A 26,205-nucleotide genomic window follows, 5' to 3' on the forward strand; every position below is an offset into this window, starting at 1 on the left:
AATTCCAATCACGAAATGGTCTTAAAATCCAATACGGTTCAGTTAGCGATAAAAACCTTAAGCTGCGTAGGTTTGGTTGAGGAACGAAACCCAACATTACCACCTTATTTATGTTGGGTTGCACTTTGCTTAACCCAACCTTGTATCTTAGAAATAGTAGTAGACCATCCCAACCTTGGTCATTATAGACCGTTTTGTAGCATGGGTTACTACAACAATATTCTAGACAGAACTTGAACAGTCGCCGGGGTCAAAGCTTTAAAGACTGAAAAATTAGATTTTTATGAGAAATTTGTAATAGAAAACATCTCAAAAGGGAATAACTATGACAGTCAATCTACAAGGAATATTACAGCAACCGGGACAAGGTTCTTCATACTGGGTGCTTGGGGATTTGTATACTTTTAAGGCAGTGGGTGAAGAAACTGGTCAAGCTTATGCTCTAGTTGAGATTACCGTTCAACCACAAAACGGTACACCTCCCCACATTCATAGTCACGAAGACGAAGCTTTTTATATTCAAGAGGGAGAATTGGAATTTCAGCTTGATGAGCAAATTATCTTAGCAACTCCTGGAACTTTTTTCCACTCTCCCAAAGGTCAACTCCACAGGTTTTCAAATATTGGTGCAAAGCCAGCAAAATTACTTTGTTGGTTCACACCAGCAGGGTTAGAGAAGTTTTTTATGGAAGTAGGTGTGCCAGCCTCAGAGAGAATGCAATTACCTAGCGTTAGTCCCGCAGATATGGAAAAAGCATTGGCTGCTGCTTCTAAATATGGTCTTAAAATTATTCCGCCGTCTGCTGTCTCTTCGCAGATATAAGCTAATATAACTATAAGCGATCGCAGTTAGACACCAAACAACAGTGCGAGAAAGTCTCAGAGGAGCGATCGCTAACGAACCTAATCAACATTTCTATTGGAGCGTTTCAATATGAAAACGCTTAAATGCTCTAGCTGCTTCTGGAATTAGCTCAATGTACCAATGCCCATTTGTTTCATCTGCAAACCAACTAATTATTGCAAGTGCTGGTTGCCCAAATTCATCATCTTTTACTCCAAAGAATTGGCTGAACTTTCCACCTAAATGACCAATTTGGCCAGAAGAGTCACCATCATATCCCGCCGCTTCAGATAACTCCCAAGTGCGTAATCTGCGATTGTCTTTCATAAAGTAACAATGCTGATACAACTTATTCAAGATAGCTTGGTGTCCCGGAGTCAATCCTTTATAAATTGAGTGGAATGCCTCTAAATATTTTTCTTCTGAAGGAATATAACGTTCAACATCTTTCAACACTCTATTCTTCCTCTTTTGATTAGAAAATTCGCTGACAATGAGTAAAATATTATAGTTTGCCCTCCCTACTTCCTTGAGGGTGGGTGCTTCTGCAATAACCTTAAAGAATCGTTTAGAGGCATTTTAGCTTCTACTTGCAGAAATGTCTTACCAAGGATACCTGTATTTAATATTACCCGGAGAAATGTATTTTATTTAACCGCGATCGCCAGTTAAGATTTTAGAACTCTTAATACCATTCTCAGCACACTAGAGGATTCATAATCCATAATCCAAATATTGATCCCAAGGAAAAGTGTTGACTTATGTGTATAGAATTTGGGCGGGAAATCTGCGGCAATCTTGACACGGCAGAGTCACGGGAATGGTTAGTTACTAACGGTATTGGTGGTTACGCTTCTGGAACTGTGGCTGGTTTATTGACGCGCCGCTATCACGGACTATTGGTAGCAGCATTGAAACCACCTTTAGGTCGTACCTTACTACTGGCAAAACTAGATGAAACTATCCTGTATGACAATCGCTCTTATTCTCTAGACACCAATCGTTGGGCTGATGGGACTGTCAGTCCTCACGGTTATCAAAATATTGAACGTTTTTCTCTGGAAGGTACAATTCCCTTATGGCGTTTTGCTGTTGCCGATGCCTTGTTAGAAAAACGGGTGTGGATGCAACAAGGTGTTAATACAACTTATGTGCAATATACTTTGCGTCGTGCCACGCAACCTCTGAAGTTGACCCTCAAAGCAATGGTCAACTACCGCGATTATCACAGCGACACCCAAAGCAATGGCTGGAAGATGTCTATTGAGGAAGTCGAACAAGGGATTTGTGTAACTGCCTATCCGGGTGCTGCGCCAGTGTATTTATTGAGTGATGGTGGTAGCGCATCTGTCGCCGACAATTGGTATTATGGCTTTGAATTGGCTGTTGAACGCTATCGGGGATTGAGAGATAAAGAAGACCATCTCCACGCTGCGACTTTTGAAGTTACACTAAATCCTGGGGAAGCGATCGCATTTATAGCCAGTACAGAAAAGCAAGCAAATCTCAATGCCGAGGCTGCACTTAAGTTACGTCGCGCTCAAGAGCAGAAGCTAACTGGAATTTGGAAAACTAATCAACCCCTCAAGACCAAGGAATCGCCTATCTGGATCAAGCAACTAATACTAGCTGCTGACCAGTTTATTGTTGACCGTCCAATGCCAGAAGACCCCTACGGTAAAACTATCATCGCTGGTTATCACTGGTTTAGCGACTGGGGACGCGACACGATGATTAGTCTACCTGGTTTGACAATTTCCACTGGTCGTCCAGAGGTAGCACGCTCAATTCTTCGCACCTTTGCCAGATACGTAGACCAGGGAATGTTGCCAAATCGCTTTCCTGATGCGGGCGATCAACCAGAATATAATACAGTCGATGCCACTCTCTGGTACTTTGAAGCAGTCCGCGCCTACTACAGTGCTACAGATGATGATACTTTGCTTGGTGAACTCTTTCCCATACTTGCAGAAATCATTGATTGGCACTGTCGCGGTACACGCTACAACATCCATCTCGATGCAGCCGATGGCTTACTTTATGCAGGCGTTGCAGGTGTACAACTGACCTGGATGGATGCCAAAGTTGATGATTGGGTAGTTACGCCCCGAATTGGCAAACCGATTGAAGTTAATGCCCTCTGGTATAATGCTTTACGGACAATGGCAAAGTTTGCCCGTCACCTTGGTAAACCACACCAAGAATATGAGGCAATGGCAGACCGGGCGAAGTATAGATTTTCTCGCTTCTGGAATGAAGAGGCAGGTTATTGCTATGACGTTCTAGACAGTCCTGATGGTGATGATGCAGCATTGCGACCTAACCAAATATTTGCTGTTTCGCTACCAGAAAGCCCGTTAACACTTGCCCAGCAGAAGAGTGTAGTGGAAGTTTGCGGGCGATCGCTGCTGACTTCTCATGGATTGCGATCGCTAGCGCCCGACCATCCTCAACATCAGGGTAAATACGGTGGTAATCAGTATCAACGTGATGGCGCTTATCATCAGGGGACAGTTTGGGGTTGGTTATTGGGACCGTTCGTTCTAGCACACCTGCGCGTCTACAAAAATCCTGAGCAGGCTCGTCAATTTTTGGAACCAATAGCTAATCATCTCACTGCACATGGTCTTGGTAGTCTCAGCGAAATTTTTGATGGTGATGCCCCGATGACTCCACGGGGATGTATTGCCCAAGCGTGGACAGTGGCAGAGGTTTTACGCGCTTGGTTTGCAACAGAGAGTTGATGCAGGGAATCTCTGGCTCTGCAAAGTCGATTTTGTCAAGAATTTTTAAGAAATTAACATCCTTCAGAAAAGGAAAGACGTAATGCTGAAGTAATCCTCAGAAGTTTATAGACACGCCCTAGTGTTAGGAGGAAATTATGCCGTCAGGAATGATGAGCAAAGGCGAATGGACAACTGATAGGACAAAATCAGATCCTAGCGGTAAGTTCAATGAAACGCCGACAACGTTTCGCGATCGCATAACCGCCGATGGTTCTAGTGGGTTTAAGGTAGAAGCAGGACGCTATCACCTCTACGTTTCCTTGGCTTGTCCGTGGGCGCATCGCACTTTAATTATGCGAGAACTCAAAGGTTTGAATGATGCCATCTCAGTCTCTATCGTTGATCCGATTATGAGCGACAAGGGATGGATGTTTTCTGAAGCACCGGGAGCTATTCCTGACTGGGTGAATCACACTCAATATTTGCAAGAGATTTATCTGAAAGCCGATCCCAAATACACAGGACGAGTTACTGTTCCGGTGTTGTGGGATAAGCAAACTCAAACAATCATCAATAACGAATCTCGCGAAATCATGCGGATGTTTGATGTAGAGTTTGGGGAATTGGCAACACAAAAAATAGACTTATACCCACGCGACCTACAGCATAAGATTGATGAAACGATCGATGCAATCTATCTGCCAATCAATGTTGGTGTATATCGTGCTGGTTTTGCGACTTCGCAAGCAGCCTATGAAGATGCGGTGACAGAACTTTTCGAGAGTTTAGATCGATGGGAAGCCATTCTGAGCCAGCAACGGTATTTATGTGGCAATCAACTCACCGAAGCCGATATTTGTATGTTTGTAACTCTGTATCGGTTCGATTCAGTATATTACGGTCATTTTAAGTGCAATTTGCGGCGAATTATCGACTATCCAAATCTCTGGAATTATCTACTAGACCTATATCAGCGTCAGCCATTCAAAGCGACTTGCAATCTAGACTATACCAAGCGCGGCTATTACATGAGCATGACTGATATTAATCCAAATCGAATTGTGCCGAAGGGGCCGCTCGTTGATTTTGACCAACAGCACGATCGCGATCGCTTCACTAAAGCGTCTCGTAGAGAAGTTATCGCTCTTTATTCATAGAAAAGAAATTGCACAATCTAATTGGAGTAACACCATGAGCCTTATATCAGGTATCCACCATGTTGCAGTGGTGACAGCAAATATAGACCGCTTTATCGACTTCTATACTGATGTATTCGAGATGCCAGTAATCTTTCAAGAGACGACTCCAGCCTTTCGTCACGCACTTCTGCTAGCTGGATCGCAGAGTGTGCTTCACGCAGCAGAGATGCCTAATAATATTCATAGTTCTGGATTGCCGGATATGTTTGGACGAGGACACATCGACCACTTAGCTTTGAATGCTCCAACCGAATCAGCATTCCAGATTATCCGCCGCAAACTCATAGATCGAGGTGTGAGTGATGGCGCGATCGCTGACCTTGGCCCAGTACTTAACTTATCATTTTCCGATCCTGATGGTATGCATATCGAAGTTTGTCTCATCGTCGATGCTTCACTCCAGGGTTTTCACCAACCGCGGCCATATCTAGAGACTATCAACCAATAGGTTGAAGTTAGCGTTAGTCCCCTTCGCTGTTTGTAGTTAATTAATAGTGCCGATTTGCGATCGCATTCAGAGAAAATAATCATGATTTATCATATTTTGCTCGCAGCCAATTGTTTTGCCCAATATAAAGGCTGTCTCTATGACTGAAATCGAAATTTACAGTGCGGCTTTGTGTCCCTTCGCACACCGATCGCGCTTAACTCTGACCGAAAAAGGCGTTTCTTTTGAAATCGTCGAAATCGACTTGCAAAACAAACCCGCCAACTTTCTAGAAATCTCTCCCTATGGCAAGGTGCCTGTCCTCAAGCATGGTGATGTTCGGGTGTGGGAATCTAGCATTATTAATGAGTATCTGGATGAAATATTTCCCGAACCACCTCTGTTACCCAAAGAGCCGATTCACCGTGCCCATGCGCGGATTTGGATTAACTTTGCTGATACCCGATTGTTCGCTGCTTCTGGTAAATTGTTACACAGCCGAGATCCTCAACCACAGGCAGGGTTATTACAAGAGTTAGCCGAACACTTGCTATTTATCGAACGTGAGGCATTTCACAAATTGTCAGATAGCGCTCCCTACTGGCTTGGGTCGGAGATTAGTCTAGTCGATCTGACTTATTATCCTTGGTTCGAGCAGCTAAATGTATTGGAGTATTTTCTAGGCTTCCAATTACCACCGGGACTAGATCGGCTCAAAAAATGGTGGGCAGCCGTAGCAAATCGTGAATCCGTGCGCTCGATCGCCAATCCTCCTAAGTTTTATATCGAACATTACGCTCGATTTGCTCAATGAGAGTAATTAGACACTAACCGTTCTCTTAAATATCATATACAGTAATCCGCATTCTTTGAATCCAAAGTTTACCAAGGATCAAGAACCAAAATAGAGAAAGATAAAGACGCGATCTCTCTAACAATAACAACATCCAGATATCATTCTCTCTCGCACTCATTAAAAAGGCTTATTGTTACCAAAATTTGCTTTGTTACCATTTTGAGGATTAAAAATATTAAGGTAATTCTCAGCAAAAATTAATTTAATTAGTAGTAAATGCATTTAGACTATTATTAGGCAAGAATTCGTGGATTTGAAGAGGGCGATAAAATAAAAATATTTAGCAATCTTTTTGGAATAGCTACACTTTTAACTGTATGTATGCAACAGAGGTAACTTCAAATCAGCTATAACTAAAGATGTAGCAGTTAAGCAGTAACTTTATATTTAGCAGTCTGATTTTATTTTTCAAACTTTATTAAACACCTAAAATGCAACCGAAACAGTGAAGCAAATCATAAAATTTGGGATAAATATAGACCCATTTTCCTTACAATCACGCCTCACAGTTGGTATTGCATCATTTTCAGCTTTGGTATTAGGTAGCCTCGCTACATGGACTAGTTGGAAAATGCAGCAAATCTTAGTTGATAGTCATAAGTATAATATAGAACAAATCGCCAAGCGTTTGCCGCAAGATGTGCAAATTTATAGTGAAATGATGCAACCGAAAACTGGGTTGCAAAAGGCTATTAATAACTTGGCAAATACCAACATCTTATTATGGTTGAAAAGTCCTGATAATAAAATTTTAGTAAAATCTGCCACTTTAGATTTGGTATCCGATACTAAAGTAGCTGAGTTAATGTCCTTGACTAAGATGCCGATTAAACCACAAGTTTACAAATTAAACGAAAGCTATTTTGTTTTATGTGGTAGTTCTGTACAAGTTCAAGGTAAGTTACTTGGTGAGTTATTTGTAGTCAAAGATATTACCCGCGAACAGAAAATGTTTCTGGGAATGGTGCAGAGTTTAACTATTATTAGTGTTTTGGCAATTTTTATTTTAACTGCTGCGATCGCATTTTACATCCAGCGTTCTCTGCAACCTCTACGTCAGCTAAATCAAATGGCTTCTGTGATTTCGGCTGAAGATTTAGGTCAATCGCAGCTATCGGTTGAAAATGCACCCAGCGAAGTTAAAGAATTAGCTCAAACTTTAACTATGCTCTTATCGCGCCTCTCTCAATCTTGGAAGCAAGAACGAGAATTTGTGAGTAATGTTTCTCATGAATTACGCACACCTTTAACTATTGTACATGGTTACTTGCAAAGCGTCTTACGAAGGCAAAATAATTTAACACAAACCCAACAAGAAGCTTTGGAAACTGCGGCATCGGAAGCTGAACGCACTATTCGTCTGCTACAAGATTTACTTGATTTAGCACGAGCTGATAATGGTTACTTATATTTTCAAATGAAATCTTATGTGCTAAATGACTTGGTTGAAGAAGTGGTGATGATGGCAAAAAAATATAGCGATCGCATAATTAAAATCGAGTCAAAAGTTGATCAAATTGAGGTGAAAGTAGACTACAGTCGCCTCAAACAAGTATTATTGAATTTGATTGATAATGCCATTAAGTATTCTGAAGCTGATACACCCATAGCTTTTAAATTAAATCAACTTGAAGATCGGGCAATTATTGAAGTTTGCGATCGAGGCTATGGAATTCCTTTGCAACAGCAAGCACGGATATTTGAAAGATTTTACCGCGTAGATGAATCCCGCTCCCATACTACTGGGGGTTGTGGTTTGGGTTTATCTATTGTCAAGACACTTGTAGAAGGTATGGGGGGTAGTGTCAGTGTGCAATCAAAGTTAGGGGAAGGGAGTACATTTACAATTAGTTTACCGACATATAGCAGTGCTATCTGAATTTTTAAAACATCCTCTCAAGAATCAGGACTTTTATAGAGGAGAAACCACCACAACTCTAGTCCAATCAAGGTTAAACCAGCGATCGCAACACCAACTTTCAAACCCAAAGGTTGCTCTATGTGGTTAAATTGACTGTTTTGCTCTGACGAGTGGGCTGGCATTTCTGCTAATGTTGCACTTGGTGTTCCGGTGAGAAGCACTAAAGCTATAAGGCTTCCCCAAAGCATTTTTTTACTGAACATTTTCTAAATTAACCTGCAATTATGAGTTAGCTTTTGGTTGAAAGTTACGCAATCTGAGGGCATTGCTAACAACAGATAGCGAAGAAAGAGCCATCGCAGCCCCAGCGATAATTGGATTGAGTAACCAACCAAATATTGGGAACAAAATTCCAGCCGCAATGGGAATACCAATGACGTTGTAAATAAAGGCAAAGAAGAGATTTTGCTTGATATTGTTGATGGTGGCATGGCTAAGTTGAATTGCTGTGACAATTCCTTGCAAATCTCCAGAAATGAGGGTGATATCGCTAGCTGCGATCGCAACATCTGTTCCTGTACCAATAGCAATTCCCACATCAGCCTGTGCTAGAGCTGGCGCATCATTTATACCATCGCCCACCATCGCCACAATTTTAGATTTTGAATTGGGGGATTTCTCTATCTCCCCTTGTAGAGATTGGATAATCGCCGCCTTTTGATCTGGACGCACTTCGGCAAATATTCGCTCAATGCCAACTTCCCCTGCGATCGCATCAGCCGTTTTACGATTGTCTCCGGTGAGCATTACTACTTCTAAACCTAACTTCTGTAAGGCTTTCACCACTGCTGCTGATGAAGGTTTCAGGGCATCGGCAATACCCATTATTCCTTGTAGTTCGCCATCTACAGCAATCAAAATGACTGTTTTACCAGCAGCTTCCCAGGCATCTTTATACTGCTGGAGACTCATAGTGTTAATTCCAAGTTCTGTTAACCAGCGTTGTGTACCAATTTGCACAAGCTGATTTGAAACAACTCCTTGGACACCACTACCTGCATTAGCCTGAAAATTCTTTACCTCTGTTAAACTCACCTCTTGAGACTGGGCGTATTTCACCACCGCTTCAGCTAAAGGATGCTCAGAATTCCGTTCCACTGTTGCTGCTAACTGTAAAAGCTTGATTTCATTACCATTAGCTGTACCGTTAACAGTCACAAAGTCTGTAACCGTGGGTTTACCCTGAGTCAAAGTGCCAGTTTTATCTAGAACGATGGTTTGAATTTTGTGTGCTAGTTCTAAGCTGTCCGCACCCTTAATCAAGATGCCATTTTCTGCACCTTTGCCCGTCCCCACCATTACAGAAGTGGGAGTGGCTAAACCCAAAGCACAAGGACAAGCGATAATCAGTACACCCACCGTTGTCATTGTTGCCAGGGTAAGGTTGCCCGTGAAATTAAACCAAATGACGAAAGTGGCGATCGCAACGGCAATCACAGCTGGTACAAACCATCCTGTAACTTGATCTGCCAAGCGCTGAATTGGTGCTTTAGAACCTTGGGCTTGTTGCACCAGTTTAACGATTTGAGCCAAAAACGTATCATTTCCGACTCGTGTCACCCGAAACTGAAACGCACCTGCACCGTTAATCGTCGCCCCAATTACCTCATCTCCTGGCTGCTTTTTGACTGGCAAACTTTCACCAGTCACCATCGCTTCATCTACTGTCGAATCGCCTGCAATCACTTCTCCATCAACTGGAATCTTTTCACCAGGACGTACCAAAATCACATCGTTGATTCTGACTTCAGCAATGGGAACATCAATTTCTATACCATCACGGATAACTCTGGCATCTCTGGCTTGCAATCCGATCAGTTTGCGGATGGCTTCAGAAGTTTGTCCCCTAGCACGATTTTCCAATAACCGCCCCAACAAAATTAAGGTAATAACAATGGCTGCAACTTCATAATAAACATGAGGTATCAAGCCCTGAACAATAAAAAATTTCGGGAAAACAGTCACAAACAAAGAATATATATACGCTGCACTTGTACCCAAAGCAATCAGCGTGTCCATTGTCGCCGTATGGCGCTTGAGGGTTTTCCAGCCATTGCGGTAAAAAGATCCACCACACCAGAAAATGACAGGTGTTGTCAGGACTAACTGTACCCAAGGATTTTGCAAGAAACTGGGAATTAAGGGGAAGTTTAGCCCAGTCATCATGGGCAACGACCCCAAAAAGAGGAAAATGCTGATTACACCTCCCACAATTACCTTGAGGAAAAGTTCGCGTTGTAATGCTTGCCTACTCGCAATCTCTGCATCATCTTCTTCAGAGAGCAATTCTTCTTGGAGTGAGTCAGAAGAGTATCCCGCAGCTGCGATCGCAGTTTGAATTTTCTCTAAACTTGCTAGAGAGCGATCGTACCTGATGGCAGCTTGTTCTGCTCCAAAGTTAACGTTGCAGTCAATCACCCCAGGAACAGAGCGAATTGCCTTTTCGATGTTGTTGGCGCAACCAGCGCAACTCATGCCTCGAAGTTTGAGTGTGAGAGTATCCATATTGGGGATTGGGGATTGGGGACTAGTGACTGGGGATTAGGGACTGGGGATTAGGGCTTGAGAATTAGGGAACAGTTTTCCCAGTACCCAATACCTAGTACCCATTCCCCAGTCCCCGTTTAAGCAACTGGATAGCCAGCAGCAGCCAACGCTTCCTTAATTTCTGTTTCTGATGCTTGAGTTTCTACACTGACAAGCTTGGTTGTTGGATCAGCCTGAACGCTAGCATTAGCATCGACTGCCTGAAGTGTTTTGGTGATGGTGCTTGCACAAACAGAACAAGACATATTGGGAACTGTGAGTTGGAGAGTCATAGATTTACGGGATAAAAATGAACAACCTAGCCAAACCAAGTTGGATGACTGAGGGATAATCGTCAACAATCAGAAATTTCTGGTTGAGAGTCCCCTTGAATTCATACTAGACTCTCTAGCCGGCTGGAGAGTCTAGAGAATTTTAAAAGTTTTTTGCTAAAGTTCAAATTCATTTACAGATGTAGTATATAAAATGCAAAGAATACAAAATACTACAAAACACTTGTTTTTCAATGCAAGTGTGTGTTATCAAAGCTATATAACCTGTTGTTTTCCCCACAATTCTGGGAAAATAACCCTCCGCACCACTTGAGACGCGGCTGCTGAACCCAAGTCTCCTACTCTCTTCACAACCAAGAGTCTTTTTTAAGGCTCAATTTGGAGTTTTCATGCAGCCAAAAAATTTAAAACGTCTCCTGCGTGCTTTAGAGCGGCAGGGTTTGGATGTAACTTACAACAATCGCACTTATTCTGTCCGTTTAGTTAATTCTCCTGATGCCCCTGTAGCAGAAGTGCTACTGCCAGAAGGCTTCCCCGTAGAAGCTAAGGCACTGAAGCAGCTAGCGAATTTGGCAAGTGTCCGCCACCCATCTGGTGGATGCGTTTGTCGTGCCTGTGCTACCCCTGACTTTCACCCAGGTGATGCGGGTGTTGCCATTGGTTCAATTGTGGAAACTGTGGGTCAGGTTATCCCTGGCGCTGTCGGTTCTGACATCAATTGTGGAATGCGCCTGCACGTTGCTGATTTGACAATCGACGAATTCATGGCAAAGCGCGACCAATTCGTCGAAAAGATGAAGGGGGATTACTTCTTTGGTACGCGTGATGTGACAATGACTGCTGACGCAATGCGATCGCTATTTCAATACGGAATTCCCGGTTGGCTGGATGCCATGCTAGATCGGCCTACGGGGAGTGTAATCAAATCTGATTTGCAGCAACTTGCCCAAGAGAGCGAACGCATCTTCTTAGGTGGTTCAATGGATGGTGACTGGAAACTTGCACCTGAAGAATTGGTTCCCGATAGTGGAATGGTACGCGATGGCGGACTGGCAACCATTGGCGGCGGCAATCATTTTGTAGAAGTGCAGCGAGTTGATAAAGTCGAAAATCGCCCACTTGCCCACGCTTGGGGAGTGCGCGAGGGACAACTGGCTTTTATGATTCACTCTGGTTCTCGAAACGTGGGTAAGTATATCGGGGGAATGTGGCGAGATAAAGCTAAGGCGACTTGGCAAAAAGGTCTGAAGTACCCTGATTCTCAGATTTTTCCTCTCTCTACACATTCTCACCCCGAATTAGTCGCCAGTTACCTGCAAGCTGAGGCAACTGCTGCTAACTATGCTTTTATTAATCGCCTGCTGTTAGCAGAACTGCTACGTCTGCGTTTACGAGAAGTATACAAAGATGTGGAAGCACCTCTAGTTTATGACTTGCCGCATAACATCACCTTGCCGGAAGGTAAAGGATGGGTAACACGCAAGGGCGCTTGTCCTGCCCATACAGGGCAACCAGTGATTATCCCTGGTTCAATGGGGGCTTATTCTTATCTGATGGTGGGTAAAGGCAATCCAGCCTTTTGTAATTCGGCCTCACACGGGGCGGGAAGAATTCGTTCTCGCTTCGACCTCAATCGCAGAGGTGCATCTCCAAATGAGGCAGAACTGGGATTAACCGGGATAGACTGCATTACCTTGCGTGAAGAACGCCGCATTGAAGAAGCACCAGCCGCCTACAAACCCATTCAGTCTGTAATTGATGTGCAGGTTGAGGCAGAAATGGTGGACGTTGTGGCGCGATTGAGTCCGGTATTGACGTTTAAAGCGTAGCCTCTAAATAAAAAGCCCCTGGTCAACCCAGGGGTATCCATCTTTATTCCCTAATATTAGAATCGCATCTGTGAAACTATTATAAATCCGTACCAATGCAATTAACGCATAAGATTGATGATTATTTTGCAATAAGTTAGATGGATTTACCCAGTGTCATCAATGCTACGGTATACACACAAGTTAGATCCAGTTTTAGTTTTATCCCAAGCGTATTGGGATAAGCCAGAAAGCCCTCAATACGGTTCGGATAAGCATTTTTCACTTTCCTTGTGGTCTGGGTAAAGGGTAAGGGGTAAAGGGGCAAGGATGTATTTAAAACCTTTTCCCTTTCCCCTTTAACCGAACCGTATTGAGAAAGCCCTCATACTGATACGTTAGAGAGACGCGATAAATCGCCGTCCTGAGAGAGAATGTACTCGTCAATTATTCCTTGACAGACCACTACCGTAGCTGTTTCGGAGAAAGGAATGGAAGTGGGATAAAAAGTCATGCCACAAAACAAGAAATCAATACTTTATGTATTTTTATTTTTTTGTATGAAACTACCATACGTAGCCTGCCTCCGTAGGGGTACGCTATCGGCATCGCTTCTTTCTCTTCACTCGATCAGAAAATAGGTTTAGCTCAGTGCTAAACCTATAGATTTAGTGCTTAAGTAGACATTTCAGATTAATTTAGACTGACTTTTCTAGCAGTTCATCTTCCTATAGACTGTATCCAAATTTCTTGAAGACTTGTACATAATAAAAGGCTTGGTTAAACCAAGCCTCTATATATACCAAGCATTTACTACACCAAGATTAATTTAGACTGACTCTTACTTTAGTTCATCTTCCTATAGACTGTATCCAAATATTCTGAAATCTGATAGCACACTTCCTGGTTACTTGTAAAAAAGAGGTTTGGCTGTGAACCAAACCTCAATAATTGCTGTGCTTAACAACGTACAAAATTAATTTAGTTCTACTCTGTACTACAGTTCATCATCCTAGAGGATGTGTATAAATATTCAGAAATTTGGTATTTCATAACTTGGTAAAAATCTTAACTAATTTTTTGAAAAAATACACAAAAAATCTACCTAAAGTTAATCCTGTTTAAAAATTTCTGGATTAGGCTAAAGACTCTAATCATCAAGGTAGATTCTGATATATCCCCTCTTTATTTTTTTCTGCTCAATTTAGTGTATAAAATATCGCCTATCAATTTACTTCTAATCTGATCAAAGTCTATCTTTTACTTATAATTTTTCAAAAAAAGACCCTGGAAGAATATCCAGGGTGCATACACGTTTTTCAGGCATTAACAGGCTGAATAATAACTTTGTAAAATAGTTATTTCTACTATCTATAGAATGATACGAATATTGATCTATATATGGTATTGATAATTTTTTGTTGCTTGTTCTATTGATATATAGTATTTAATAACACTAACAGGCATTTTTTGATGGGCTTTTCTACTTCTTTAGGATAGTGTCAAACATTATTTAACATGATATGCATATATTATTAATAGGAAGTTAGAGGAGATTTTGGAAGTAATTTTTGATTAATACTTATACATCAAGTATGAAATCTAGGGCCAATATCCTGCAAGTACTCCGTTGAAGAACCTGTAACTCCTCGCCTGATGCCTTAGAGAGGATGCGCGATATTTTTTGCCTCACTAACTTGCAATATGTTGTATGTTTCAGTTGGTTAGCATCAGTCACAAAAAAGGCATGGCTAAAAGCCATGCCCTATATATACCAAGTGTTTACCATACCTTGCTAATTTATAATTACTTTGATTTCAGTTCATCTGTCTAGAGTGTGTTGACATACTCTAATCATAGGCATGAAAAAAGGTTTAGCTGAGTGCTAAACCTTCATTGAAAGCAGTTATTCGACACACCAGAATTAATTTAGAGCTACTCTTAATTCTGGTCATCTTCCTCTAGGATGTGTACAATAATTATAAAATCTGATATCAGGCTCTATTGATAATATGGGAGTGATTTCAACCCCCTTTAGATAGATAAATATTTCAATAGATGTGATTAAAAATAAAATTGATATGCATTAATAGTCTAATTTAACAAAGCTTAAACAAAATTATTCTCAACTTTTTGGTTGCATTAAACTTAATCCGTTTCAGTTAAGAAGAATAGTAGTTGTCTATCACATTAATTCTGATAGCTGAATCAAATTTCAATTTATCTTCTTTCCTTCTTCCTTTACGCTCTTAGCGTCCTTCTCTAACGAGACGCTGTGCGTAGCTTGCTTCGATCTAGGAGTATGCGGTTTGTTCTCTTATCCCTCAAATGTAATGAGACAGACTAGTAGATTGGTTTGAGTGTAAGCGTTACTCAACAAAGTCTTGATAATGTTAGGTTCTCCTTCTCATTTGGAGACGCTACGCGAACGGGAAGCAGCAAGCTATGCGTAACTTGCTTCCCCGCAGGGGTACAAGTCGGGATAGCGTAAGGTCGCAGTGGCTCCCCAACCTACGCTAGTTTTAGTTTTTAGCGTTAACCCAAGCGTATCGTATTAAACTTCAAAAATGGCTGTAGTAAATTATATGCATTGACTCAAAATATAAAAGAAAGGGTGTGAAGTGAATGAGATGTCATAAAGCTGTATATTTTCTTTACTGTTGTTTTTGTAGTATAGAATACTCACAATAATCTCAATAGAATAATCTACAAACAAATTTCTGCATAGGTGTGGCCCGTCGTAGACATCGCGCTATAGTAAAATAGTAGATAGCCTTGGACAAAAAATGAAAAGCTACTTCTTTTGAGGAATATATCAAAAATAATCTCTTGGTTTAACCTAAACAATCGCGTCTGTATAACCAATAAAGAGTGTGTCTAAATTAGATTAAGTGCGTAAAACCTAGTACAAAATTTAACAGTTAATAACTTGAATTACTTGTTTATTTATGTTTATTTAGTATCTTTAAAATCTCCAAGCATACATAGTTCAAGCCGATACTGTTTTAAATCATCATCTGATCTTTTTATATAAAGTTATGGTGAATTTATTAAGAAAATATTCTGTAATTTTGCGTATAATCGAAAAGTATCCGCTAAACCTCTCAGCTTGAGGTCTTCTTCCCTCAGCAATTTTTGCGTGGGTAAGAATTATGAAATAGGCAAAAGTAAAACACATTAGCTAATTCTGACCGAGTACTATTCTATATGTTCGCGCGAAGCTTTGTCTGTATCTCCCTAATAGATACAGACGAGGAATCCTAATAAAATCTTCTGGAGAAGAGATGTATTTGGCACATTCATTCATGAGTGATGAAAAGCAGCAAAACTCTCACCAGCCTTTGATTTTGGCAGTGGAAGACCATGATGATAGTCTTTTGCTGATTAGTTATGCTCTTGAGTTAATGGGTTGTAGATTTATTTGTCAAACAGATTGTTCTGCAACAGTGCTGGTGGCTAAAGAATATCAACCGGACTTAATTTTGTTGGATATTTTGTTACCAGGTCTTAGCGGTATCGATGTTGTGCGTCATCTAAAGCAAGAACCCTTAACTTCCAAAATTCCAGTGATCGCAGTCACAGCTTTAGCTACCACGGAGGATCGAGAGCGTATCCTCAAGGCAGGATTTGATGATTATATTAGCAAACCCTATATGATTGAGGACTTAGAGGCTATAATTCGCCGTGTATTGGCAGGAAAATTCTCTCCTTACTCAGCTTTTGAACTTTGTCAAGATTAGCAATTCAGCAGAAAAATGTCCCTGTAAAAAAGTTAAATGTTCTTGGGTAGTTGGACAGTGAACAAAGTACCTTTACCTACTTCAGAAGCAACCTGGATAGTTCCTGCGTGCCCTTCTACAATCCTGTGGGATAAATGTAGCCCTAAGCCACTACCTGAACGTTTATTTTTGCCTTGGCGAAATCGCTCAAAAATTGTTGCCTGATCTTCGGGTGCAATTCCATATCCTGTATCTTGTACCTCAATTGTTACCGAATCTTGATTTCCTGGAAGAGGTGATGTTTCAAAAATGCGGATTGTGATCCCTCCTGTATCTGTAAATTTGATGGCATTGGCGATCAAATTGTTTAGCACTCGGCGTAGTTCCAAGCGATCGCCCATAATAATCCCAGCATTTTTAGCCAGTGGATCTAATTTACTGGTGTCTGTTGTCAGGGTCAGACCTTTTTCATTCGTTAGAGGGCTTAGTTCACTCACTACTTCTTCAGATATCTCACGTAAATCGCATACTTCCCAATTCAACGTTTTTTTACCTGCCTCGAAGCGATAAACTTCTAGGAGGGTGTTTACCATTTCCATCAAATTTTGGTTACTGCGAATCATAACTGCGATCGCCTGTTTCATTTCTGGCGAGATTTTGCAGAATGTTTCCATCTCAAACAAATTCAACATCCGATCGGCAGCTACTAAAGGAGTTCGCAAATCATGAGTCAGACGGGAAACAAAGTCTTCCCGTTGGCGAGTCATTTTTTGTTGTTCGTCCAGACTGTGCTTGAGACGTAATAGCGATCGCACTCTTGCCAGTAGTTCATCCGTATCAAATGGTTTACGAATAAAATCATCAGCACCAGCATCTAAACCTTCGACAACGCTAGATTCATGAAAAGCAGTAATCAGCAGAATTGGAATATAACTAATTGCTGGGTTATTCCGAATCCGACGCGTGACTTCATAACCATCCATCCCCGGCATCATTACATCTAACAAAATCAGATCGGGTGGAGATTTTTCAACTTGTCTCAAAGCCTTTATTCCATCTGAAGCCAAATCAATTTCATATCCCTCACTTTCTAAAATCGCTTGAACCAAAATAAGATTATCTCGAGTGTCATCAACTGCGAGAATACGATAAATTTTATTATTTTCAGCTACAGACATAATTTATAAATTTTTCTCAGTTTTTGGAAGTAATTTATAGTTTAAATTTAGGATATCCTATCGGTGCTTGCCTAGCTTGAGAAGATGACTGATGGGGATTTTTTGCTCTACCAAAAATTCCGTCGCTGTCTAATTGTAAATTAGGAGGATCATCTGCCACATTTTGTAATGTGATTTGACGCGGCAATTCAATTTTAAACATTGAACCAATGCCCAATTTGCTCTCCAGAAAAATTTTGCCGTCCATCATTCGCACCAATGAATCTACAATTGCTAAACCCAGACCAGTCCCTGGATATTTGCGAGTGATAGTTTGATCGACTTGGCGAAATGCTTCAAAGATACGTTTAAAATCTCTGGATGCTATACCAATACCTGTATCCCGAACAATAATTACTACTTGATTTGTAGGTAGTTCCTTAACTTCAACCAAAATCTCACCAGACTCTGTGAACTTAATTGCATTGGAGAGTAGATTAGTTAAAATTTGTCTGATCCGAACAGGATCGTTAAATATCAAAGGATTTTGCAAATCGGTTTGCACTAACAATGACAGCTTTTTAGCATCAGCGAGGGAACGCATTTCACCTACAGCGAGATTTACGACCTTTGATACATCAAATATTTCCGCCTTTAAGTCTAATCGTCCTATCTCCAGCTTAGAAAAGTCAAGAACTTCATTGAGTAGCATCAGTAAATGCTTCCCATTATTCAAGATGCGCTCAATCATATCTGCTTGCTGGTTACTTAGTTGACCGAACTTAGGACGCAGCAGTATTTGCGAAAAACCAATAATCGCATTCATCGGCGTTCTGAGTTCGTGGGACATAGTGGCCAAAAAATGTGATTTTAACCGTGATGCCTCCAACAGCTTAAAGTTTTGCATTTGAATCTGTTCTTGTTGTCTCTCCAACTCTTGGTTCTTACGAATGAGTTTTTCATTACTTTCTCTAAGCTGCTCTTTTGCCAAAGCCGCCTGCATTTCAGCCCGATAAATCCGAATCGCACTCCGCAAAACCTGTGCCAAGTTTTCTGGTGATATCCTAGACTTAGAGAGATAGTCTGTAGCACCAGCTTTAATTAATTCAACAGACATTTGTTCATCTCCTTGACCAGTCAAGACTACTATAGGAACTTTAATTTCCGAAAAACGTAGCCGTTGAATCAAGGTTAGTCCATCCTGGTTTGGTAAATCATAGTCGAGGAAAACACAATCATAAGCAGTACTGCTTAAGGCAGAAAACGCATCATTGCCATCGTCGACTTCAGACAATTCCATCTGAATACCTGCTATCGTCAGGGACTGACGGACTACCATCCTGTCTACTTCGTCATCGTCTACAACCAAAATTTTCAGCGTCTCTTCCATCGTTTTTTATTTTTGCCGCCAAACATAGGTTGATGTATAACATTTCTCTTTTGAGATTATCCAATTAAAAAAAAATATAAGATTTTCGGACATCTAAAATCTGTAACTTGATTGACTAAGGCGTTTAGCACAATATTCAATACTTGTTTAGTTTTGCTATCATCTTGACAAAGTTAGGTAATATGAAAGGCTTGAGGATATATCTGGCTAGATTTAAGTCGTCAGCTTTCACTCGGTGTTGATCTTGCTTTAAGGTTGTCATTACAATTACAGGAGTTGCTTTCAAAGCTAATTCTTGGGTTAAATTTAGTCTGTTGTATCCTTAATCTGTTTAGTTTGCCAGACTATTGAAATTAAACTCCTAGCAAACTACCAATAGCTTTCAAAAAACTAGCAATTAACAAATCGAAAACTATTGCTCTAGGCACAACAGACAGAACTGATATAAAGTAAAATAAAATACTTTACTAAGCTTAAACCAATTGTAAATGAGTGAGCAAGCGACCGTCGTCAGCCATTGGTGAGAGTTGCATACCATTATCGTGTACCATAAGCTTGAGCAGTTTTAACCATTAGATTTGGTTAGACCAGGTAAATAAGAAAGTGCTTCCTATACCTATTTGTGAATCACAAGTAATCCTACCTCCTGCAATTTCAACAATTTTCTTAACGATCGCAAACTTTCACAGTTTGGAAAATTCCCAAAACCTCCTCGCAAACTTTAGGAAGAATACCAAGCCCTTCTAAGCCTTTTGGCATTAAAAAGATTACTTTCCCACTTTGACTGCTGAAGGGTTTAACTTTTGAGCCATAAGTTCCCCAGCATCTGGATGCACGAGTAATTACCCCATGCAGTTGTAGTTGAATTCCTTTTGAGATGTGTCCACCATTGAGCCTGACTTTTCACGTGATAGGGAAAAGAAGAGGCGAAACCTAAACCCCTAGCCCCCAAACCTTGTAGGGTTGGGGAAGAGTTTAAAACCTCTTTCCTATAAGCAAAAAGGAATGGAAGTGAGGTTTTCCAGATCCCGTTAAAAGTCAGAACTTCGTCCATTTTTGTAAGCTTTGTTCAAAGCTTTGTACAAGATAATAAGAAATAACTAATGGAAGATGGCAACTAAAAGCTGAATTCTGAGCAAGGGAGAGCAATTTGGCATTCGTCTCAATATTTCATACTTTTTGTGCAAGTATCTATATATCTCCAGCTAGATATGTCCTCTATCTAAATATAAAAAAAGAGGAAATTTATTATTTCTAGCGATGGATGCAGACTGGTTAAAATATCATCTATCTTTGGTTTGGGGAAATAAGAGAAAGCGCTAACGAAAGGTAATACTTTGAAAGATGCAAACAGCGTAAGAGCGAGTATAGCGATGAATGAAATTAGCATTATTTTAATTGAAGATCATGACTTAACACGAATGGGGCTAAGAGCAGCATTACAGTCTCACAGCGCCTTGAAAGTAATAGGCGAAGCAGCAAATGCGACTCAAGGACTAAAACTTTTGGAAACGGCAAAGCCAGATGTAGCTGTTGTAGACATCGGTTTACCTGACATGGATGGCATTGAACTAACCCGTAAATTCAAACGCCATCAAGCTGAAACTGGTCAGACGACAACGAAAATTCTGATCCTAACAATGGATCACACTGAAGACGCTGTACTTGCAGCTTTTGCAGCAGGTGCTGATTCTTATTATATGAAAGAAACAAGCATCAGTAAATTAACTGAGGCGATTCAAGCAACTCACGGCGGTAACTCTTGGATTGATCCGGCAATTGCCAATGTGGTATTGCGGAAAATGCGCCAAGGTATTCCTGGAGAAAGCCAAAGTTCTGATAAGCCGAAGACTGTAAAAATTGAGGCGCTAGCGTCAGAATACGAGCAAGTTTTAGAAACATACCCCCTGACTCAACGGGAATTGGAAATCTTAGAATTGATTGTAGCTGGGTGTAGCAATGGGCAAATTGCCGAGAAACTCTATATTACAGTTGGTACTGTAAAGACTCATGTTCGTAATATTCTAAATAAATTATGTGCTGATGATCGTACCCAAGCTGCCGTCAGGGCCTTACGTTCTGGGTTGGTAGCATAAGGAGTGCTGGGTGAGGAGTGCTGTAAATAGATAGCGGAGCGTCTAGCTTGTGAGGATTAGAGATTGGGAAGATAAGGGAGTCGGGAAGCAAGTGGGAGAGATGAACGAGAACTAATGCCCAATGCCCAATGCCCCTTCAACTCAATCGTTCCTGTAAACATTCTGCAATGCGTAGTGCGGCTCCTGGTTTACCCATACGTCGCAGGCCATTTTCGGCAATAATTTGCAAAATATCAGGATCTTTGAATAGAGACTGGACGATCTCGGCAACTTCAGATGGTTGCTCGACTAAAATCAAAGATGATCCTAAATGACGGCTTTGAGCTTCAGCAAAGGCAGGGCTATATTGGGGGCCATTGCCGGGAATAGCGATCGCAGGTTTCCCTAAACCGATAAACTGTTCTGTGGCTGTACCTGCCATTGCGATCGCAAAATCTCCCAAATGCAAACAGTCATTATAGGATTGTTGAGTCAGCAAAAGATAAGCATTTCTTTGTTTAAATGTCAAGATATTTGGATCGGGAAGTTGGATAGGACATACCGATTCCACTCGCCAGCCTTGGGATTGCACGCTTTGGGATAAAATATTAGAGTCTAAACCAGGAGCGATCGCACCTAAAAATATCACTGTGCCAGAAGTGTAAAACACCGAATCTCGCTCCTGAAAACTTGCCATCAGCGCAGATACAGCAATCATAATTTTTTCCCAGTTGGTGTATGCCTCTGGCGGACGGGAACCAGGAAGAAGAGTCACCATTAAAGGTCTAACCGTTTCTTGCTGGTGACTATCCCGACTATAAAATTGTTGGCGTGAAAAGGTCGGTTGCAGACCATCCATCATCGGATTACCCAAATTAAAAGCGGGAATTGGCCATTGTTTTAATGTTTCCGTCGTCAGCACATCTCTAGGAAACACTGCCTTACAACGGCGACGACTCATTAACCAACGTTCCCAAGGATGGTAGACTGAACCAGAAAAGTTTTCCCAACGCGCGTCTTTGGATTTCCGTGGTAATAATCCAGCTTCATCGCGCACATAATATTCAGATTTCGCCGTACCCACAAAGGCATAATTAGCGCCACTAAAAGTTGCAAACAACAGGGGGACGATATCTCCCACAGCTAAAATCGCTCTTTTATTACCTAATTTTTTTTGAGAACTCACCCATCGGCGGACAGCTTTAATCTGGCTGAGGGTAAGTTGCAATAAACCACCGCGTACATCCCGCGCTAACTGGCGGCCATCCATATAAATAAAGCCGCCAGAAGGCATAGTGCGGACTGAACCGATAAGAGGGATATCCAACTGTTGGTAAGCACGTCCTTCACCCACCAGAGGTAAAGCAAATATCTCTGGTGGGTTTGATTGTCGTTGGAGTTCTTGCAAAATCCGAACTGCAATTACATCTTCCCCATGACCATTACTTAATACAAGTAACTGTAAAGGAGAAGTTGCAGGTTGGGAGTTAGAAGCTACAGATAAGCGGGATGAATTACTCATAAGAAACAAAATATCAAAATTAACTGTCGTTTGGGTAAGAGGTGTAAATAGGGGAAATTGGCGAATAAGCTGGAAGTTAGTATTATCGCTATTTCTTTGCTTTCCTACAACTAATGCCAAATTCTCAAAGGATGTATTGTTTAAAATTATTGGAAAAGCTTTTTAATCAAGTCTTTTAATCTAAAATCTAAAATCCAAAATTGATATAACTCCCTGTTAATTAGGTTAAATATTATGCGAGTTTCTGCTACTGCAATTTTTACTTTAGCTACTTTAGCTGCTGCCAATGTCACTCAGCAAGCAACGGCTACATCTGCTAAAACCGTTACTCCAACGCCAAAAGCCGGTAACTTGGTAGTGCCGATAATTGAAGACACTCCCACACGGATAGAGACAATTGCAACTCCTGAAACTATAGTTGCACAACAATTTTCTCAAAATTCCGTCGCCGCACAAACAGGTGCAAGCAAAAATTCCCCAGTAGTCTTAAAGTCAGCAAAAGAATTAATTTCCCAAGCCATCCTCCCTGCCTCCCCTGCTCCCCAAACCTCTGCTACTGAGAGCAATTTGGTAGTCACAGCTACAGACGTACAGGTAGTAGGAGCCAATCAAGAATTGCAATATATTATTCGTAAAGTCATTAAAACCCAGGTAGGTGGAGAAACCAGTCAAAGCCAGCTACAAAAAGATGTAGCTGCAATTTTGGATACAGGTTTATTTAGCAATGTCAGTGTGAATAGCTTTAGCACCCAAGCTGGATTGAATGTAGTTTATCAAGTGCAACCAGTAATTGTGCGGTCGCTGCAATTATCTGGTGCTAAAGTACTCACCTACCAAGTAGCCCAACAAAAGTTGCAATCTCAGATTGGAACCACCATCAGTCCTGCTGGACTCCAGCAAGCAGTAGCACAAATTAACAAGTGGTACGCCGACAATGGTTATAACTTGGCGCGGGTGCTATCAATTAAACCCAATCCGCAAGGCATTCTGACTGTGAATGTTGCTGAAGGCTTAGTGAGTGATATCAAGTTTCGCTTTGTCAACGACGAGGGTAAAACCGTTGATAGCAAAGGCAATCCCGTCGGAGGACGCACTAAACCAGATTTCCTGCAACAGCAACTCAAACTGAAACCTGGTCAAATCTTCCAAGAAAATGTCGTTAAGCAAGACATCCAACAGCTATATCGCACTGGTTTATTTGAAACAGTGAATGTTGCTTTAGAAGGAGATGCGACAAAACTTGATTTAGTCTACCAACTTAAAGAAACTGGGGCGCGTGGTGTTAACTTGGGTGGTAGTTACAATGCAGATCAGGGATTAACAGGCACAATCAGCTATCAAGATCAGAATGTTGGTGGTATTAACGATACATTAGGTGTGAATGTTGGCGTAAGTAGCCGAGACTTGCAATTTAATAGCAAATTTGTCAGTCCTTATCGGGCAACAAACCCTGATCGCTTGGGGTACACTGTGAATGGTTTTCGTAATCGGGAACTTTCGGAAACCTTTGATGACAAGATTAAGCTAGCTAACGGCGACAAAGTGCGGGAAGGTCAAATTGGTGGGAGTGTCAGCTTACAGCGACCAATTGACAACTGGAATACCTCATTAGGATTAAACTATACCCGAACTAGTATTCGCGATCGCCAAGGTAATATTACCCCAACAGATGCTCAAGGCAATCCCCTATCTGCGAGTGGAACTGGCGTTGATGACCTAACTACCGTATCCTTCACCGCCACCAAAGACCAACGAGATAATCCCCTCAACCCAACTCAAGGTTCCATTTTGAGTTTGAGTACAGAACAATCTGTGCCTATCGGTCAAGGTAATATTTCCCTAAATCGCCTCAAAGCCAATTACAGCCAATATCTACCAGTCCAGTTATTTAACACCAAACAGCCACAAGTATTTGCTGTGAACGTCCAAGCTGGTACCGTCATTGGTAATTTACCGCCTTATGAAAGCTTTAATTTAGGTGGTTCCAATTCAGTGCGCGGTTACGATTCCGGCGATGTGGGAAGTGGTCGTAGTTATGTCTTAGCTTCCGCAGAATATCGTTTTCCAGTTTTACCAATCGTAGGGGGTGTATTATTTGCCGACTTTGCTTCAGACTTAGGCTCAGGTGATACTGTATTAGGAAATCCTGCGGGTGTGCGAGACAAACCCGGCTATGGTTTTGGTTATGGGGCTGGAGTCCGCTTAAATTCACCACTAGGCTTAATTCGGGCTGATTATGGCATTAATGACCAGGGAGAAAGCAAAGTGCATCTGGGTATAGGTCAGAGGTTTTAAGTATATTCAAACTTTCTTTATGAGGCTGCGCCGGATTTTTTAACCTACTCTTTCTTCCTTTGTGTCCTACCCTTCTCTTTCGGAGACGCTACCCAAATGGGAAGCCACTTCTCTACGAGACGCTGCGCGTAGCTTGCTTCTCCGTGGAGTATGCGCTTCGTTTTTCTTACTTATATTTTATAGTTTGGCTCATTTTAATACAGAATTAGTATAAGAGGTTGTTTTAAAAGTGTTTGGCTGTGATTTTAGGCATTTATTGATTCCCCCTAACTGCTTTTAAAAAGGGGAATTTAGCGGGATTAAAAACGTTTTGCTACAAGAATACTTTTTAAACATCCTCTTAAAAGGGGGGAACCGGAATCAAATTCCTCCTGGTCAGATTGATTTAGAGGAAAATAACTGATGTCTGATTTAATGAACAAACAAATCATCCTCAAAAGTCGTCCAGTCGGCGAACCAAAAGAGAGTGATTTTGCTTTAGTAGAAACACCAACTCCCGAACCAGGTGAGGGCGAAATTCTTAGCCGTACCATTTATCTATCTCTCGACCCTTATATGCGTGGTCGTATTAGTGCAAGCGAGTCTTATGCTGCATCAGTAGAATTGAATTCTGCGATCGTGGGTGGTACAGTCAGCCAAGTAATTAAATCAAATCATACTCAATTTCAAGTAGGAGATTTTGTTCTAAGCAATAACGGTTGGCAAACTTATGCTGTATCTAAGGGTGAGACACTGCGTAAACTTGATCCCACTCAAGCACCTTTATCTTATAGCTTAGGTGTACTGGGTATGCCTGGTCTGACTGCTTATGCTGCTTTGCTTGATATCGGTCAACCGAAAGAAGGTGAAACTGTTGTGGTTTCAGCCGCCTCTGGTGCTGTCGGTGCAGTAGCAGGTCAAATTGCCAAAATTAAAGGTGCTAGAGTAGTGGGAATTGTCGGGAGTGACGATAAGCGGGACTATATAGTTAAAGAATTAGGCTTTGATGTTGGCATTAACCGCAAAACCCAAGAACTTGATTCAGCGCTCAAAGAAGCTGCACCTAATGGAATTGATGTTTACTATGACAATACAGCAGGTGTGATTTTAGAAACTGTATTGCAGCAGATCAACCTTGGGGCAAGAATTCCACTAGTAGGTTTGATTTCGGAGTATAACGCTACATCTACTCCATCAGGGCCTAATTTAATGCCATTGCTAGTCAAACGAGCTTTAATCAAAGGTTTCTTAGTTACCGATTATCAACATCGGTTTAATGATTTTTTGCGTGATGTTTCTGGATGGTTACAGTCTGGTCAGCTTAAGTATAAAGAAGATGTAGTTATGGGTTTAGAAAACGCTCCTCGTGCATTCATCGGTTTACTTCGAGGTGAGAATTTTGGCAAGCTGATTGTTAAGGTTAATGACGATCCAACAGTCAACTGAAAGGCACATCACTAAACAGAAA

Annotated in this window: 18 protein-coding genes; 11 read left to right on the forward strand and 7 right to left on the reverse strand. The window is 41.3% G+C overall.

Annotation, left to right across the window (positions count from 1 at the left end; genetic code table 11):
- The first annotated feature begins 325 nt into the window (after positions 1-325).
- Positions 326-823: a quercetin 2,3-dioxygenase gene (locus IQ274_RS26770; RefSeq protein ID WP_163928794.1), complete on the forward strand. Its 498-nt coding sequence runs from the start codon at positions 326-328 to the stop codon at positions 821-823.
- A 93-nt stretch (positions 824-916) separates the two neighbouring features.
- Here the strand turns inward: IQ274_RS26770 and IQ274_RS26775 are convergent, their stop codons facing one another.
- On the reverse strand, positions 917-1,300 hold the full coding sequence (locus tag IQ274_RS26775; RefSeq protein WP_163928793.1) for a hypothetical protein: 384 nt from the start codon (positions 1,298-1,300) through the stop codon (positions 917-919).
- A 305-nt stretch (positions 1,301-1,605) separates the two neighbouring features.
- Between IQ274_RS26775 and IQ274_RS26780 the strand changes: the two genes are divergently transcribed.
- The 5 genes from IQ274_RS26780 (at position 1,606) to IQ274_RS26800 (ending at position 7,931) form a co-directional block, all read left to right on the forward strand.
- Positions 1,606-3,588, forward strand: a complete 1,983-nt coding sequence (locus IQ274_RS26780) for an amylo-alpha-1,6-glucosidase (RefSeq protein WP_194143994.1) — start codon at positions 1,606-1,608, stop codon at positions 3,586-3,588.
- A gap of 137 nt (positions 3,589-3,725) precedes the next feature.
- Positions 3,726-4,727, forward strand: a complete 1,002-nt coding sequence (locus IQ274_RS26785) for a glutathione S-transferase family protein (RefSeq protein ID WP_194143995.1) — start codon at positions 3,726-3,728, stop codon at positions 4,725-4,727.
- Between the two features lie 34 nt (positions 4,728-4,761).
- Positions 4,762-5,217 (forward strand): VOC family protein, encoded by a 456-nt coding sequence (locus IQ274_RS26790; protein ID WP_194143996.1) that lies wholly within the window; start codon positions 4,762-4,764, stop codon positions 5,215-5,217.
- 139 nt (positions 5,218-5,356) lie between these two features.
- Positions 5,357-6,010, forward strand: a complete 654-nt coding sequence (locus IQ274_RS26795) for a glutathione S-transferase family protein (protein ID WP_194143997.1) — start codon at positions 5,357-5,359, stop codon at positions 6,008-6,010.
- Positions 6,011-6,497: 487 nt separating this feature from the next.
- Positions 6,498-7,931 (forward strand): sensor histidine kinase, encoded by a 1,434-nt coding sequence (locus tag IQ274_RS26800; RefSeq protein WP_194143998.1) that lies wholly within the window; start codon positions 6,498-6,500, stop codon positions 7,929-7,931.
- A 17-nt stretch (positions 7,932-7,948) separates the two neighbouring features.
- Here IQ274_RS26800 and IQ274_RS26805 read toward each other — a convergent pair whose 3' ends face one another.
- From IQ274_RS26805 to IQ274_RS26815, 3 genes are all read right to left on the reverse strand, one after another.
- Positions 7,949-8,176 carry a hypothetical protein gene (locus tag IQ274_RS26805; RefSeq protein ID WP_163928787.1) on the reverse strand — a complete coding sequence of 76 codons (228 nt, stop codon included), beginning with the start codon at positions 8,174-8,176 and terminating at the stop codon, positions 7,949-7,951.
- 19 nt (positions 8,177-8,195) lie between these two features.
- Positions 8,196-10,478, reverse strand: coding sequence for a heavy metal translocating P-type ATPase (locus tag IQ274_RS26810; protein ID WP_194143999.1), 2,283 nt, complete (start codon positions 10,476-10,478; stop codon positions 8,196-8,198).
- A 119-nt stretch (positions 10,479-10,597) separates the two neighbouring features.
- A complete protein-coding gene (locus tag IQ274_RS26815) occupies positions 10,598-10,792 on the reverse strand; it encodes a heavy-metal-associated domain-containing protein (RefSeq protein WP_114084902.1) in 195 nt (64 codons plus the stop codon).
- Between the two features lie 389 nt (positions 10,793-11,181).
- Here IQ274_RS26815 and IQ274_RS26820 point away from each other — a divergent pair, with 389 nt between their 5' ends.
- Entirely contained in the window at positions 11,182-12,621 is a 1,440-nt protein-coding gene (locus IQ274_RS26820; RefSeq protein ID WP_194144000.1) for an RtcB family protein, read from the forward strand.
- Between the two features lie 3,263 nt (positions 12,622-15,884).
- Positions 15,885-16,340: a response regulator gene (locus IQ274_RS26825; RefSeq protein ID WP_163929837.1), complete on the forward strand. Its 456-nt coding sequence runs from the start codon at positions 15,885-15,887 to the stop codon at positions 16,338-16,340.
- Positions 16,341-16,372: 32 nt separating this feature from the next.
- Here IQ274_RS26825 and IQ274_RS26830 read toward each other — a convergent pair whose 3' ends face one another.
- Positions 16,373-17,497 carry a hybrid sensor histidine kinase/response regulator gene (locus tag IQ274_RS26830; RefSeq protein ID WP_163929836.1) on the reverse strand — a complete coding sequence of 375 codons (1,125 nt, stop codon included), beginning with the start codon at positions 17,495-17,497 and terminating at the stop codon, positions 16,373-16,375.
- A gap of 34 nt (positions 17,498-17,531) precedes the next feature.
- Entirely contained in the window at positions 17,532-18,866 is a 1,335-nt protein-coding gene (locus tag IQ274_RS26835) for an ATP-binding protein (RefSeq protein WP_194144001.1), read from the reverse strand.
- Positions 18,867-20,239: 1,373 nt separating this feature from the next.
- Between IQ274_RS26835 and IQ274_RS26840 the strand changes: the two genes are divergently transcribed.
- A complete protein-coding gene (locus IQ274_RS26840; RefSeq protein ID WP_174710515.1) occupies positions 20,240-20,962 on the forward strand; it encodes a response regulator transcription factor in 723 nt (240 codons plus the stop codon).
- Between the two features lie 136 nt (positions 20,963-21,098).
- Here IQ274_RS26840 and IQ274_RS26845 read toward each other — a convergent pair whose 3' ends face one another.
- The gene (locus tag IQ274_RS26845; protein WP_194144002.1) at positions 21,099-22,463 is read right to left on the reverse strand and encodes a lipid-A-disaccharide synthase-related protein; all 1,365 of its coding nucleotides are present in this window, start codon (positions 22,461-22,463) and stop codon (positions 21,099-21,101) included.
- 234 nt (positions 22,464-22,697) lie between these two features.
- Here IQ274_RS26845 and IQ274_RS26850 point away from each other — a divergent pair, with 234 nt between their 5' ends.
- Both IQ274_RS26850 and IQ274_RS26855 read left to right on the forward strand, forming a co-directional pair.
- The gene (locus IQ274_RS26850; protein ID WP_194144003.1) at positions 22,698-24,758 is read left to right on the forward strand and encodes a BamA/OMP85 family outer membrane protein; all 2,061 of its coding nucleotides are present in this window, start codon (positions 22,698-22,700) and stop codon (positions 24,756-24,758) included.
- A 402-nt stretch (positions 24,759-25,160) separates the two neighbouring features.
- Positions 25,161-26,183, forward strand: a complete 1,023-nt coding sequence (locus IQ274_RS26855; RefSeq protein WP_194144004.1) for an NADP-dependent oxidoreductase — start codon at positions 25,161-25,163, stop codon at positions 26,181-26,183.
- Positions 26,184-26,205 lie beyond the last annotated feature (22 nt).

The organism is Nostoc sp. LEGE 12447, from assembly GCF_015206985.1.
Taxonomy (GTDB): domain Bacteria; phylum Cyanobacteriota; class Cyanobacteriia; order Cyanobacteriales; family Nostocaceae; genus Nostoc.